13 protein-coding genes and 1 pseudogene are annotated in these 12,992 nt (G+C 72.5%); 4 read left to right on the top strand and 10 right to left on the bottom strand.

The features are described 5' to 3' along the window. Nucleotides 1–22: 22 nt before the first annotated feature. The 3 genes from ABZ923_RS04860 to ABZ923_RS04850 all read right to left on the bottom strand — a co-directional run bounded on the left by ABZ923_RS04860 (nt 23) and on the right by ABZ923_RS04850 (nt 3,500). Nucleotides 23–1,000 carry a small ribosomal subunit Rsm22 family protein gene (locus tag ABZ923_RS04860; RefSeq protein WP_361466842.1) on the bottom strand — a complete coding sequence of 326 codons (978 nt, stop codon included), beginning with the start codon at nt 998–1,000 and terminating at the stop codon, nt 23–25. A 71-nt stretch (nt 1,001–1,071) separates the two neighbouring features. Further along, a complete protein-coding gene (locus ABZ923_RS04855) occupies nt 1,072–2,253 on the bottom strand; it encodes a serine hydrolase domain-containing protein (protein ID WP_361466839.1) in 1,182 nt (393 codons plus the stop codon). Beyond that, a complete protein-coding gene (locus ABZ923_RS04850) occupies nt 2,193–3,500 on the bottom strand; it encodes a multidrug effflux MFS transporter (RefSeq protein ID WP_361466837.1) in 1,308 nt (435 codons plus the stop codon). The genes ABZ923_RS04855 and ABZ923_RS04850 overlap by 61 nt, the downstream gene beginning before the upstream one ends. A gap of 119 nt (nt 3,501–3,619) precedes the next feature. On the opposite strand from ABZ923_RS04850, the gene ABZ923_RS04845 reads away from it, so the two are divergent. Together ABZ923_RS04845 and ABZ923_RS04840 are read left to right on the top strand one after the other, a co-directional pair. After that, nucleotides 3,620–4,633, top strand: a complete 1,014-nt coding sequence (locus ABZ923_RS04845) for a Gfo/Idh/MocA family oxidoreductase (RefSeq protein ID WP_361466834.1) — start codon at nt 3,620–3,622, stop codon at nt 4,631–4,633. A gap of 56 nt (nt 4,634–4,689) precedes the next feature. Beyond that, nucleotides 4,690–5,448, top strand: coding sequence for an SDR family oxidoreductase (locus tag ABZ923_RS04840; RefSeq protein ID WP_361466832.1), 759 nt, complete (start codon nt 4,690–4,692; stop codon nt 5,446–5,448). A 255-nt stretch (nt 5,449–5,703) separates the two neighbouring features. Here the strand turns inward: ABZ923_RS04840 and ABZ923_RS04835 are convergent, their stop codons facing one another. The 3 genes from ABZ923_RS04835 to ABZ923_RS04825 form a co-directional block, all read right to left on the bottom strand. Further along, a complete protein-coding gene (locus ABZ923_RS04835) occupies nt 5,704–6,921 on the bottom strand; it encodes a D-alanyl-D-alanine carboxypeptidase (protein WP_361466829.1) in 1,218 nt (405 codons plus the stop codon). A gap of 133 nt (nt 6,922–7,054) precedes the next feature. Continuing rightward, the gene (locus tag ABZ923_RS04830) at nt 7,055–8,035 is read right to left on the bottom strand and encodes an aldo/keto reductase (protein WP_361466827.1); all 981 of its coding nucleotides are present in this window, start codon (nt 8,033–8,035) and stop codon (nt 7,055–7,057) included. A 54-nt stretch (nt 8,036–8,089) separates the two neighbouring features. After that, entirely contained in the window at nt 8,090–8,416 is a 327-nt protein-coding gene (locus ABZ923_RS04825; RefSeq protein ID WP_361466825.1) for a nuclear transport factor 2 family protein, read from the bottom strand. Between the two features lie 129 nt (nt 8,417–8,545). On the opposite strand from ABZ923_RS04825, the gene ABZ923_RS04820 reads away from it, so the two are divergent. After that, nucleotides 8,546–9,091, top strand: coding sequence for a DoxX family protein (locus ABZ923_RS04820; protein WP_361466822.1), 546 nt, complete (start codon nt 8,546–8,548; stop codon nt 9,089–9,091). Nucleotides 9,092–9,119: 28 nt separating this feature from the next. Then, nucleotides 9,120–9,392 (top strand): annotated as a pseudogene (locus ABZ923_RS04815) (ribonucleoside-diphosphate reductase subunit alpha); the annotation flags it as partial. 33 nt (nt 9,393–9,425) lie between these two features. Here the strand turns inward: ABZ923_RS04815 and ABZ923_RS04810 are convergent. The 4 genes from ABZ923_RS04810 to ABZ923_RS04795 form a co-directional block, all read right to left on the bottom strand. After that, complete coding sequence (locus tag ABZ923_RS04810) at nt 9,426–9,980, bottom strand: NADPH-dependent FMN reductase (RefSeq protein WP_361466820.1); 555 nt, start codon at nt 9,978–9,980, stop codon at nt 9,426–9,428. A 507-nt stretch (nt 9,981–10,487) separates the two neighbouring features. After that, nucleotides 10,488–10,910 (bottom strand): lasso peptide biosynthesis B2 protein, encoded by a 423-nt coding sequence (locus ABZ923_RS04805; protein ID WP_361466817.1) that lies wholly within the window; start codon nt 10,908–10,910, stop codon nt 10,488–10,490. Beyond that, nucleotides 10,907–11,170, bottom strand: coding sequence for a lasso peptide biosynthesis PqqD family chaperone (locus ABZ923_RS04800; protein WP_361466814.1), 264 nt, complete (start codon nt 11,168–11,170; stop codon nt 10,907–10,909). The genes ABZ923_RS04805 and ABZ923_RS04800 overlap by 4 nt, the downstream gene beginning before the upstream one ends. Continuing rightward, a complete protein-coding gene (locus ABZ923_RS04795) occupies nt 11,148–12,986 on the bottom strand; it encodes a lasso peptide isopeptide bond-forming cyclase (RefSeq protein ID WP_361466812.1) in 1,839 nt (612 codons plus the stop codon). The genes ABZ923_RS04800 and ABZ923_RS04795 overlap by 23 nt, the downstream gene beginning before the upstream one ends. Nucleotides 12,987–12,992 lie beyond the last annotated feature (6 nt).

Genomic DNA, 12,992 nt, shown 5'->3' with positions numbered 1-12,992 from the left:
AGTAACAAGCCGCGGCACCGGGCTACGACGCGGAGCCGTACGGGGGCCAGGCGTCACCCCAGTCGGCGTCCCGGGCCGCCTTGTACAGGTCGCCGTGGCGCTTGGTGACCGTCGTCCGGCGCAGCCGCTCCTCGGTCTCGCACAGGTCGAGCAGCACCTGGCCCTTGCGGATCTGCGGGCGGCGGACCACCCGGGCGGGGGCCGGCTGCGCGGGCAGCCGGGTCGCGGCGACGTAACTGAACTTCTCGTCCTCGTAGGCCAGCGAGCCGCCCTTGACCTGGCGGTGCAGGGAGGAGCGGCCGACCCGGGCGGAGAAGTGGCACCAGTCGGTGCCGGGCGCGATGGGGCAGGCGGCGCTGTGCGGGCAGGGGGCGGCGACGTGGAAGCCGGCCCGGATCAGCCGGTCGCGGGCCTCGATGATCCGCAGGTAGCCGGCCGGGGTGCCGGCCTCGACGAGCACGACGGTCCGGGCGGCGCCGGCGGCGGCGTCGACGAGGGCGGCGCGGTCGGGTCCGGCGAGTTCGTTGAGGACGTACGACACCGTGATCAGGTCGGTGTCGTCGAGTGCGAGGTCCGCGCCGATCCGGGCGCGCTGCCAGCGGGCGTTCCCGAGGTCCGGGTGGGCGGCGGCGAGCTGCCGGCCGAGGGTGAGGGCGGGCTCGGCCCAGTCCAGCACGGTGACGCTGCGCTCGCCGGGCCAGGTCTCCGCCACGGCCCAGGTGGCCGCGCCGGTGCCGCCGCCGATGTCGACGTGGCTCCGGGGGGTCCAGTCGGGGGCGGTGGCCGCGAACGCCTCCAGCGCGGAGCGGACCGCCTCGAAGGTGGCCGGCATGCGGTAGGCGGCGTACGCGGCGACGTCGGCGCGGTCGCGCAGGATCGGCGCGTGGGTGGGGGTGTCGCCGCGGTAGTGGGTGATCAGGCGGTCCACGGCGGCGGTCACCTCCGAGGGGGGCAGACCGTCCAGCAGCTCGGCCAGCGCGGTGCGGAGGGGGTCGTTCACCCGGCGATTCTATGGCGCCGGGCGCCGCCGCCGGCACCGCGGTCCGGCCTGGGCGGCCCCTCGGGCGGGGGTCAGACGACGGCCTTGGACAGGAGTGTCGCCAGGGTCGCCCTGGGGACGCTGTCCGGGTGGCGGCGGCGGGGGTGGACCGTGTTGGCCAGGAGGACCAGGAAGGTGTCCGTGGCCGGGTCGAGGACCAGGGACGTGCCGGTGAAGCCGGTGTGGCCCGCCGCGCCGCGGCCCGCCAGCTCGCCCATGAACCACGGCTGGTCCAGGGCGAAGCCCAGCCCGGGCGGGATGAACAGCAGCTCCACGAAGTCGGGGCCGAGGATGCGCGCGGGGCCGTAGGAGCCGCCGGCGAGCAGGGTGCGGCAGAAGACGGCCAGGTCGGGCGCGGTGGAGAACAGGCCGGCGTGGCCCGCGACCCCGCCGAGCGCCCAGGCGTTCTCGTCGTGGACCACGCCCCGCAGCATGCCCCGGTCGGCCTTGGCCCAGGGCCGCCGCTGGTCCTCGGTGGCCGCGGCGCCGGGGCAGGGCCCGAACGCGGTGGCGGTCATGCCGAGCGGCCGGGTGATGCCGTCGCGGACGAGGACGTCGAGGGTGCGGCCGGTGATGCGCTCCAGGACGTACTGGAGCAGGAGCATGTTGAGGTCCGAGTAGAGGCGGCGGCCCGGCTCGGCGGTCGGGGCCTCGGCGCGCAGCAGGTCCAGGCGTCCGGCGTCGTCGGGGCAGTCGTACAGGGGGAGTTCGGGGCGCAGCCCGGAGGTGTGGGTGAGCAGCTGCCGTACCGTGATGCCGTGCGCGGCGGCGGCGTGGAAGTCGGGCAGGTAGTCGCCGACCCGGGCGTCCATGCCGAGGGTGCCGCGCTCGATCTGCTGCACGGCGGCGACGGACGTGAACAGCTTGGTGAGGGAGGCCAGGTCGAAGGGGGTGTCGAGGGTGGCCGGGACCCGGGCGGCGGGCGGCAGTTCGACGCCGGTGCCGGTCTCGGGGTCGTAGCAGGCGTAGCGCACGGCCCAGCCCGTGGCCTCGGCGACGGCGACCACGGGTCCACGGCCGGCCAGCACGACGGCTCCGGCCGCCCAGGGGCGCACGCCGACGGTGAGGGCGTGCACCTCCTCGACCAGATGCCCGAGCGCGACGGGGTCGAGCCCGGCTCGTTCCGGTGTGCCGGTGCGCAGTCTCGGTGCGCTCAGCTCTCGTCTCCCTCCGCGCCGGCACGGGTGGTCTCCCGTGCCGTCCAGGGACGGCACAGTGCCACGAAGCAGGCCACCGCGACCAGTGCCCCCGCCAGCTGGACGACGGCCATCGGGACGGCGGTGTGCTCCCCGGCGACGCCGACGAGCGGGGACGCGATCGCGCCGACGAGGAAGGAGGAGGTGCCGAGCAGCGCGGAGGCGGAGCCGGCGGCGTGCCGGGTGCGCAGCAGGGCGAGGGACTGGGCGTTGGGCAGGGTGACGCCCATGGCGGACATCAGGACGAACAGGGCGGCGGCGACGGGCACGAGCCCGGTGTCGCCGAGGGCGCCCGTGGCCATCAGCAGCAGGGCGGTCGCGGCGAGCACGATCACGGTCAGTCCGGCGGCGAGCACCTTGTCCAGGCTGACCCGGCCGACCAGCACCTTGCCGTTGAGCTGGCCGGCGGCCACCAGGCCGACGGAGTTGAGGCCGAACAGCAGGCTGAAGGTCTGCGGGGAGGCGCCGTAGATCTCCTGGATCACGAACGGGGAGGCGCTGACGTAGGCGAACAGCGCGGCGAAGGCGAAGCCGCCGGCGAGCATGTAACCGGTGAAGGGCCGGTCGGCGAGGAGACCGCGCATCGCGCGCAGGGCCTCGCCCACTCCCCCGCGGTGCCGTTCGGCCGGCGGCAGGGTCTCCGGCAGCCGTACGCAGACCAGGGCGGTGAGCACGGCGCCGACCGCGGTGAGGACGACGAAGACGCCCCGCCAGTCCGTCACCCGCAGGAGCTGCCCGCCGACGAGCGGCGCGACGATGGGCGCGGCGCCGGATATCAGCATCAGGGTGGAGAAGAAGCGGGCCATGGCGACCCCGTCGTACAGGTCGCGGACGACGGCCCGGGCGATGACCACCCCGGCCGCGCCGGCGAGGCCCTGCACCAGCCGGAAGGCGATCAGTGTCCCGATGGTGGGCGCGAGGGCGCACAGGGCGGTGGCGACGAGGTAGACGGCGAGTCCGGTGAGCAGCGGGCGGCGCCGGCCCCAGCGGTCGCTCATGGGGCCCACGACCAGCTGGCCGAGCGCGAGTCCGGCCATGCAGGCGGTGAGGGTGAGCTGGACGGTGACGGCACGGGCGTCGAGGGAGCGGGTGACCTCCGGCAGCGACGGGAGGTACATGTCCATGGCCAGCGGGGTCGTCGCGGTGAGGCCGCCCAGCAGGAGGGTGACGAGCGGGCCGGTGCGGGGCGGGACGCGGCCCGGTGCCGGTGCCGAGGGGGACGGGTGGCCCTGTTCCGGTGTCGGTGCCGCCGCGTGCTCCGGCATGTGCCCCTCCCTGCTGCTCGTGCCTGCTTCTCTGACATCGGTGTCGCCGACCCGACCGGCACCTATGCTCTCAGCTCGTACACACTGCCGAGGCACACATGAGCGAGGGCGGGGCTGCGATGGCGGAGCAGAGCGTGCGGTGGGGGATCCTGGCGACCGGCGGGATCGCGGCGGCGTTCGCGGCGGACCTGGTCGATCTTCCGGACGCGGAGATCGTGGCGGTGGCCTCGCGCCGGCGCGAGCCGGCGGAGGCGTTCGCGGAGCGGTTCGGGGTGGCGCGGGCGTACGGCGACTGGGAGTCGCTGGCCGGGGACCCGGACATCGATGTCGTGTACGTCGCCACCCCGCACTCGGCGCACCGGGCGGCGGCCGGGCTGTGCCTGGCGGCGGGCCGGAACGTGCTGTGCGAGAAGCCGTTCACGCTGAACCTGCGCGAGGCGGAGGAACTCGTCGCGCTGGCGCGGGAGCACGACCGCTTCCTGATGGAGGCGATGTGGATGTACTGCAATCCGCTGGTGCGGCGGCTGAAGGAGCTGGTGGACGACGGGGCGGTCGGTGACGTGCGCACCGTGCAGGCCGACTTCGGGCTGGCCGGCCCCTTCCCGCCGGCGCACCGGCTGCGGGATCCGGCGCTGGGCGGCGGGGCGCTGCTGGACCTGGGGGTGTACCCGGTGTCGTTCGCGCAGCTGCTGCTGGGCGAGCCGGACGGGATCGCGGCGCGCGCGGTGCTGTCGGAGGAGGGCGTGGACCTGCAGACGGGCGCGCTGCTGTCCTGGGACAGCGGGGCGCTGGCCTCGGTGCACTGCTCGATCGTCGGCGGTACGGGGGTCACGGCGTCGGTGACCGGCACGCGCGGCCGGATCGACGTCCCGGCCGGGTTCTTCCACCCGGACCGGTTCGTGCTGCACCGCGACGGCCGGGACCCCGAGGAGTTCGCCGCCGACCCCGCCGACGGGCCGCGCACCAGCCTGCGGCACGAGGCGGAGGAGGTCATGCGGGCGCTGCGGGCGGGTGAGAAGGAGTCGCCGCTGGTGCCGCTGGAGGGGACGCTGGCGGTGATGCGCACGCTGGACGCGGTGCGGGAGCGGATCGGGGTGCGGTATCCCGGGGACGCGGCCACCCTGGCCGGGTAACCGTATGACGGACACCGGATTCCGCATGACGGATGTTCCGCCTACGCTGCGGTGCCATGACCGACAGAAACGCGAAGATCGCTGTGGTGACCGGCGCCGGCTCCGGCATCGGCCGGGCCGTCGCCGTGGAGCTGCTGCGGGCCGGCTGGTCGGTGGCGCTGGCCGGCCGGCGTCCCGAGCCGCTCGCCCGGACCGCGGCGCTGGTGCCGGAGGCGGCCTCCCTCGCCGTGCCCACCGACGTGTCCCGGCCGCAGGACGTGGACGCGCTGTTCACGGCGGTCGTGGAACGGTTCGGGCGGGTGGACCTGCTGTTCAACAACGCGGGGACCAACGGGCCCCGCGAGGTCCCCGTCGAGGAGCTGCCGTACGACGACTGGCGGCAGGTGGTGGACGTCAACCTCACCGGGGCCTTCCTGTGCGCACAGGCGGCCTACCGGCGGATGAAAGAGCAGCGCCCGCAGGGCGGCCGGATCATCAACAACGGCTCCGTCTCGGCGCACACGCCCCGCCCGCACTCGGTCGCCTACACCGCGACGAAGCACGCGCTGACCGGCCTGACCAAGTCGCTGTCCCTGGACGGGCGGCCGTACCGGATCGCGGTCGGGCAGGTGGACATCGGCAACGCGGCCACGGACATGACGGCCCGGATGCAGGCGGGCACCCTCCAGGCGAACGGGCAGGTGGCCCCCGAACCGGTGATGGACGTGGCCGATGTGGCGCGCACCGTACGGCACATGGCGGAGCTGCCGCTGGAGGCGAACGTGCAGTTCGCGACGGTGCTGGCGACGACGATGCCGTACGTCGGGCGGGGTTGAGCCGCGCTCCGCCGCCCGCACAAGTGGAATTTGAACATCCGCGCTATTGCGGCCGATAGCGGACATGTGCTCCACTTTTCTCCACGAGAGCTTCACAGTTCGCACACGAAACCCCACAGCCACCGCGAGGGGGGAGGCGGCGGCCGCTCCACCGGGCCGGAGTCGGGGGTGGACCTCGCGGCGGACCGCGGGTACCCGCCGGCCGGTGGAACGGCCGCCGCACGACGTCTCATCTCCGGTCGGCCGCACGGCCGTTCAGAACCGGTGCCTGCCCTCCGCACCCGCGCCCCGGGCGCCGCGTGCCCCCGGTTCGCCGCCCTCCGGGGCCGCCGCCGTCCGGGTCCGGCGCCGGCGCAGGGCCCAGGCGCCCAGGCCCAGCACCGCGAGCGCCCCGGCGGCACCCTCCGTGGCCCCCCACGCCGAGCCGCCCCCGGACGCCGGGCCGGGCGCGCCGGCCGCCGCCTGGGCGGGCTTGCGCCCGGGTGCCGGGCGCGCGCTCGCCCCGCCCTCGCTGAGCGGTTCGACCAGCAGGCCCACCGGCTGCGCCGAACGCCCGCGGGTGAAGCCCCAGTCGAGCAGTGCCGCCGTGTGCTCGTAGACGGCGTTGCCGCCGGAGTCGGGGTGCATCACGGTGACCAGCAGGGTGCGCCCGCCCCGGGTGGCCGCGCCGGTGAAGGTGTTGCCGGCGTGACTGGTGTAGCCGTTCTTGACACCGATCAGGCCGTCGTACGTCTTCAGACCCCATGCCCCGGTCAGCAGGCGGTCGGTGTTCTGGATCTGGAAGGTCTTCTTGCCGCCCGCCGGGAAGTCGGCGGTCCGCGTGCCGCAGTAGCCGCGGAAGTCGGCGTCCTTCAGGCCGTGGCGGGCGAAGAGCGTGAGGTCGTAGGCCGAGGAGAGCTGCCCCTTGTGGTCGAAGCCGTCGGGGCTGACCACATGGGTGTCCAGGGCCTGCAGGTCCTCGGCCTTGGCCTGCATCTCGGCGACGGTCTTCGCGATGCCGCCGTTCATGTGGGACAGCACGTGGACGGCGTCGTTGCCGGAGCGCAGGAACACGCCCTGCCACAGCTGCTCGACGGTGTAGGTGATGCCGGGCTTGATGCCGACCAGGCTGGAGCCGGCCGGGACGTCGGCGAGGTCGGCGTCGGTGACCCGGTACCGCCGGGTCCGGTCGAACTTCCGCAACACGGTGTCCGCGAACAGCATCTTCAGCGTGGACGCGGGCGCGAGCCGCCGGTGCGCGTCGAACGACGCGAGCACCTCGCCGGTCGCCCAGTCGGCGACCAGCCAGGAGCGGGCGGTGAGCTTCTCGGGCAGTCCGGAGGCGCCGCGCACCTGGACGCCGGTGCGGGCCAGCCGTTCGCCGCCGACGACGGTGGCGGTCGCGGCGGCGGCCTCGGTGGCCGTGGCCAGGGGGAGGGCGGCGGCCGTCAGCCCGAGGACGGCACGCCGGCTGAGCCGGGAACATTCGCGCACCCGGGGACCGTACACCGCTTCGAGCAGGGGATTCGCGAGCGGAGGCCGATACGGCGCGGAATGTGCCGCGTTATGAAAATCCGATGCGCCACCCCGCTTTCCCGGGTCTTACACGTCCTTTACCCAGAGTGGCTCACCGGCCGAGCAGGCGGTCGATCTCGGCCGACTGCCCCGCGGTGAGCGGCCCCTTCGCGAGCGCGCCCGCGTTCTCCTCGGCCTGGGCGACGGTCCGGAAGCCGGGGATGGGCACCGTGCGCGGGCTGCGGGCCCACAGCCAGGCGAGGGCGCCCTGGGCGAGGGTGCGGCCGTCGCTGGTGAGGACGGAGCGGACCGCGTCGATCCGGGCCAGCCACTCGGGATCGGCGCCGGAGCCGTCGTCCGCGAACCCGGGGAGCCAGGCCGGCGGCCGGCTGCGGATGTCCCCGGGCTCCAGCGCACCACCGCGCCGCCCGGCCAGCAGGCCCATGGCCAGCGGGCTGCGGTTGACGCTCGCCAGCTCCAGCCGCTCGCACAGTGCCACGAGCTCCGGGGCGTCCTGCAGGACGTTGAGGGCGTGCTGGACGGCGGTGCAGTGCGGGCCCTCGGCGAAGACGGCGGCCCGCGCGGGGTCGTCGGTGCTCCAGCCGTAGGCGCGTACGAGCCCCTCGCGCACGAACTCCTCGCAGGCGTCGCGGAGTTCGGCGGCGCGTGCCGGGTCGGCGTCGGAGAGGTGCAGCTGGTACAGGTCGACGCGGTCGGTGCCGAGGCGGCGCAGGGAGGCGGTGAGGGCCCGGCGGGCGTACTCCGGGGTGTCGTCGGTGCCGGTGAGGGTGCGGGTGCCGGCGTCGAAGACGTTGCCCCACTTGGTGGCGAGGACGACCTCGTCGCGCCGCTTGCCGAGGGCCCGGCCGAGGATCTCCTCGCTGTGCCCGGTCCCGTAGGAGTCGGCCGTGTCGAAGAAGGTGACGCCCAGGTCGAGCGCCCGGCGGACGGCCCGTACGGACTCGTCGTCGTCCACCTTCCCCCAGCCGACGGGCTGCCCGTCGGCGGTCCGGTGCTCGCCCCCGACGGCCCAGCACCCGAAGCCGAGCGCGCTCACCTCGATGCCACCGCGTCCCAACGTCCGTGTCGTCATGGCGGGGACGCTAGGGGTTGGAGTGCACGCGAGCACAAGCCCCGCAAACGCCCGTTACGCCTGCCCGGTCTCGAACCGTGTGATCCGCCCGTCGTCGTCGACGGTGAAGTTCCACTTGGTCCGCATCTCGCCCCAGGCGTCGTTGCTGTAGCGGGCCAGCAGGGTCCGGCCGCCGTCGGACTCGTTGTCGACCTCCATGTGGCCGTGCGAGGAGAAGATCTCCCGGTCGATCCACTCGGCGAGGTCCCGGTCGGAGCCGTCGTCGGCCATCGTCGCGCCGGGCGCGAGCAGGGACATGAAGCCCTCGCGGTCGTGCGAGTTGACGGCGTGCACGAACGCCCGGACGGCCGGGTCGCTGAGCTTGGCTGGCTGAATCGTCATGGCGTCAGGCTCACACCGCTCCCCCGGTCCCGCCACCCGAACGGCAGCCAGGACGAGCCGCCCGGCGCCGGCGGTGCGAGGGTGGGAACGCGGGAGGGGACCTGTCCGCCTGTCTGCTGGGGAGTCACCGTGACCTGTTACGACCGACGTGATCTGGGCCTGCTGCTGCTCCGGCTGGGCACCGGCGGAGTGCTGGCGGCACACGGTACGCAGAAGCTGTTCGGCTGGTTCGGCGGGCACGGCATCGAGGGCACCGGCCAGTTCATGGAGTCCGTCGGCTACACGCCCGGCAAGGCCAGCGCCACGGCCGCGGGGCTGGCGGAGACGGGCGGCGGCGTGCTGCTGGCGCTGGGCCTCGCCACCCCGGCGGCGGGCGCAGCGGCGGCCGGGGCGATGGCGGGGGCCGCCGCGGTCCACATGCCGAACGGCTTCTTCGCCCAGGAGGGCGGCTACGAGCACGCGGCGAGCCTGGGCCTGACCGCCGCCGGACTCGCCGTCACCGGCCCGGGCCGGCTCTCCCTCGACCACGCCCTCGGGCACGTCCTCGACCGCGGCTGGATGGTCCCGGCCGCCCTCGGCGCGACGGCGGCGGCGACGGCCGTGGTGGTGGGGGTGCGGAACCGGCGGGTGCGGCGCCGGCAGGAGGGCGAGCAGGAGGTCCTGTTCGAGGAGTGACGGGGCGCCAGGGAGCCCTGTCCGCGGAGGACTGATCGACATGGCCGCCGCCCGCACCCCCTTCCTCGACCAGGGGCAGTCGCTCAACCTCTTCCTGGAGACGCCGACGATCGGCAAGCTCTCCTCCATGTACGCCTACGCCTGGAAGTCCGGGCTGAAGACGACGTACTACCTGCGCTCGCGCCCCGCCACGCGCATCGCCCGCGCCGCCCAGGCCACCGTCCCCGCCCAGATCGCACCGGACCCGGACGCGATCGCCTGCTCCCTGGAGAACCCCGAGGCCTGCGAGGCCTGCCAGTAGGTGCCGCGCCCGCCCGTCGTCCGCCGCCCGTCGTCAGGAGGCGAGGCTGCCGCGGTCCTCGCGGGCCTCGGCGGCGTGGGCGAGGGCGTCGAGGAGGCCGGCCAGAGCCGCACGGGTCGGCTCGTCGGTGACCCGGCCGTCGGTGATCCTCAGGGTGGCCTGTGGGATGCGCAGCTCCCGCGGGATCACCCGGGCGTCCATCGCGGCGAGCGTCTCGGCGAGCCAGGCACGCGCCCGGTCGCCTCCGGTGATCGCGGGGGACGCACTGGCCAGGGCCACCGGCTTGCCGGCGATCTCGCCCCCGCCGACCAGCCACTCCAGGGCGTTCTTCAGTACGCCCGAGGTGCCGTGGGCGTACTCCGGGGTGACGATCAGCAGTGCGTCGGCCGCCCCGACCGCGGCCCGCAGCCCGGCCACGACCGCCGGGAGCGCGGTCTGCTCGACGTCGGCGTCGAAGAAGGGCAGGCGGTCAAGTCCCGGGTCGACGGCGAGTTCGCGCGGCGGCAACGTCAGTTCCGCCGCCGAGCGCAGCACGGCCGCGTTCAGCGACCCGGACCGCAGACTTCCGCACAGACCGAGGATCTTCACGCCGGCCAGCCTACGTTCCCGCAGCCAAGGGCGGCCGGGGCGGCGGCAGACGAGTCGGGCTGTACGCCGGGTTCTCCAGAAGCACCCTTCCGACTCCTTCCCGGTCTCCCCGGTCGAGCCGCGGTGGGGATGCCTGCCTCCATCGGAGCCAGGTACACGAAAGCCAGCGGGCCCAGGTGGCGTCCATGTCCTTCACGAGACGACCCCACGTGCCACAGCAGACCCATCACCCAGACTCACCCCGACGACCGGTCGGACCCAGCGCACGGCTGGGCCTTCGCAGGCCCCCGGCTGCGGCAGATCTCATGGCCAGCGCCAGCCGCAGTCACCAGCACCGCGTCCCCGGAGTCACGCCGGCACGCGCGCGAGGTGCTCGCCGCGGATCCGCCGCTACAACGCCGACACGGACGTACCGCACGGCGACATCGTGGCTCTTGCCCTCGACACACGGCTCCTGCCAAGGGCTACCCAGGACTGGCGCGTCTGGCGGTAAGCGGCCTTGGGGAGTCATCGGTTGTCTGTGGGCGGGACGGTGATCAGCGGTCGATAGTGACCGGCGGGATAGGGTTCACCGATCATTTCACCCTCTGCTTCCACCCACGCGTGGGCAGCGAAGGGACTGGTACGGACGCCGGTGCACCAGGTTGGCCACACGCCCCTGCTACGACAGAGCAGAGCGGTGGCGATGGAACGCTGGAGGCAGGCTTGCCCTGCGCAGCGCATGCTCACAGCAACTACGTCTCGGAGCGCCTTCCCCGTTTGTTCGGCCGTCGCGGGCTCGGCACCGCGCCGTGCATGCTCCAGAACCCATCGAAGGCGGCTCGGACGCAACCTCGCCAGCAGCCTGGAGATCGCGACGATGAATAGCGGCCACAGACGTCGATGCAGCGGCAGGCGTGGGCGCCGCGAAAGAGCCACGGGGATACTCATGGGCCCGTTTCGAGTAGGCGGGCCGCAGTCAGCTGCTCAGCGAGCCGAACGACGTCACGACTGGCTCGATCTTTTTCGATTTGATACCGGCCGGACAGGACAGAGGCGATGTGATCGACGTTGCTTCCCTCCAGCAGGCTCTGTAGAACGTATGCTCCTGAGGAGTTGAGCTGCCAATACCGTCCAGTTCGCTGATGGAGCAGGACAACACCGTCATCCGTGTCGGTGGTAGCTACATCAGGATTTAGGCGCAAGGCCATCGGTGCTCCTGAGGGTGATGCGTCGTCGGGTGGATCGGAACCAGATTTCACAGCCGAGGAGGTGCTCGACGGCGATATACATCGTGTTGTCGGCCTGAGGTGTCAGTAATGCCGTTCGCAGCCCGTCCGCGTCGATCAGGCCATGCGCGGCCAAAGCTGAATCGGAGAAGATCTCCAGAATCGCCGGGAGGTTTCGACGCCAGCCGGTGTACATGTCCCTACTGAACTCGCCTTTGGTGGAGCGGTCCAGCACCGCATCGGGCACAAGTCCACGCATGGCATCGGCCAACAACGGCTTGTAACGCCACGGCATGGCTCGTTCATGAAGCCGGACGGCCAGAGCTGCCTCTACGACACGATCGTCCAAGTAAGGCATGTGCAGGGGAACACGGGCCTCGGAGTACAGGTGCGCCAATTGTTGGTATGCGACCCCTGTGGTGCGCAGCGCGACGAGGAACTGATGCTGGCCTCGGTCCGGCGCCAAGGGGCGAGCGCTCGCCGCTGCGCGGCGCAATCCGTCACGCGCAGCGGCTACAGCGCCCTCGGTCACCCAGTCGGCGGCGCGCAAAGGCGTGAAGCCCCAGCCCAGAGGGGGATATCTCGGTGACGACAGTGGCTGCCGGAGGTTGTCCGCCTGAGCCGACCACCATGCCGAGACATCACCGCTGTCGGCCAGTTCGGCGACTGTTGCACCAAAAGGCCAACGACTCAAGGCGTAATGACCGCGCAGGTGCCGAAGCCCAGTCCAGGGCCTTCGCCTCAGCAGTCTGTGCAGGTAGCCGGGAAATTTGAAGAAAAGCTCGTCGCCGCCATGTCCGGCGATGTGCAATCGCGATCCGTGCTCGGCCAGCAGGTCGGCCGTATAGCGCATTCTGGCAGTAGTGCGCGCGAAGAGGTAGGGCTGCTCCGTGTCAACCAGTGCCTCCGGGTCAGCGAAGACATCCGGGAGCTGGCTCTGCGGCACGATCAGATGCTGCGCCTGTGGCAAAGACTGTGCGGCATGCCCGGCAAAGAAGGCGTCGTCGTTCCCCGCGTCAGCCTCACCCCAGCGAAACGTGATCAGGTCCGGGGTCCGCCTGGACGCCAGAAAGCACAGTGACGTCGAATCCATCCCACCGGACAGGTCTGCGCTCAGCCGGCCACTGGCGGGACGGCGAGTCATGGTTGCCGTGATCAATGCCTCCCGCACTGCTTCGGCTCCCTGCTCCAGCGACTGCTGCGGAACCGGGGGCCGCCACCAGCGGACTTCACGGGCGCCACGAGACTCCATGACCAGGTAGTGATCCGGGGGCACCGTCGCGATGCTCTCCCACATGCTCCGCTCACCCAGTGGCGGCGGCAACAGGCCACCACAAGCCACGCGGACTGCAAGAGCCTGGTCGTCAACCTTGGCACCCGTCATCGCAGCCAGAGTCGCGGCGGAATCGGAGGCGATCGGCAGCCCACCGAACCGTGCATGAAAAACACGCCGCAAACCGGTGACGGCACCTTGAACTCGTACGTGTCGTCGAACTGCGGCGATGAGGTGAAAACTTCCTGGTAGCGCTCGAGCCAAAGCGTCGATGTCCGCAACATCACCTACTCGCCCGGCCAGTTCGGCCAGCCGGGCCGTGGTGACCGGGCAGAACCCGATCACCACGACTTGCACTGAGCCGACCTTTGCAACGAGCACCTCACCAGGCGACCACTGACCGATGAGCCATGGCCGCCCGGAAGGATACGCCAACACTTGTGGCGCCTCGAACGGAACCGAGACACCGGAAGTCCGCGCATCAGTCACGTCCGGCAGAACGATAAACCCAGTGCGCACCGACATGAATCG

The organism is Streptomyces sp. NPDC046881 (assembly GCF_040645015.1).
Lineage (GTDB): Bacteria > Actinomycetota > Actinomycetes > Streptomycetales > Streptomycetaceae > Streptomyces.
Note: the sequence above shows the minus strand (reverse complement) of the source record. Positions and strands in the feature narration are given on the sequence as shown.

What these genes read in the sequence shown, in the direction of transcription:
- ABZ923_RS04850 (WP_361466837.1), bottom strand. Translation starts at nt 3,500, where the DNA reads ATGCCGGAGCACGCGGCGGCACCGACACCGGAACAGGGCCACCCGTCC.
- ABZ923_RS04845 (WP_361466834.1), top strand. Translation starts at nt 3,620, where the DNA reads ATGGCGGAGCAGAGCGTGCGGTGGGGGATCCTGGCGACCGGCGGGATC.
- ABZ923_RS04840 (WP_361466832.1), top strand. Translation starts at nt 4,690, where the DNA reads ATGACCGACAGAAACGCGAAGATCGCTGTGGTGACCGGCGCCGGCTCC.
- ABZ923_RS04830 (WP_361466827.1), bottom strand. Translation starts at nt 8,035, where the DNA reads ATGACGACACGGACGTTGGGACGCGGTGGCATCGAGGTGAGCGCGCTC.
- ABZ923_RS04825 (WP_361466825.1), bottom strand. Translation starts at nt 8,416, where the DNA reads ATGACGATTCAGCCAGCCAAGCTCAGCGACCCGGCCGTCCGGGCGTTC.
- ABZ923_RS04805 (WP_361466817.1), bottom strand. Translation starts at nt 10,910, where the DNA reads ATGAGTATCCCCGTGGCTCTTTCGCGGCGCCCACGCCTGCCGCTGCAT.
- ABZ923_RS04800 (WP_361466814.1), bottom strand. Translation starts at nt 11,170, where the DNA reads ATGGCCTTGCGCCTAAATCCTGATGTAGCTACCACCGACACGGATGAC.
- ABZ923_RS04795 (WP_361466812.1), bottom strand. Translation starts at nt 12,986, where the DNA reads ATGTCGGTGCGCACTGGGTTTATCGTTCTGCCGGACGTGACTGATGCG.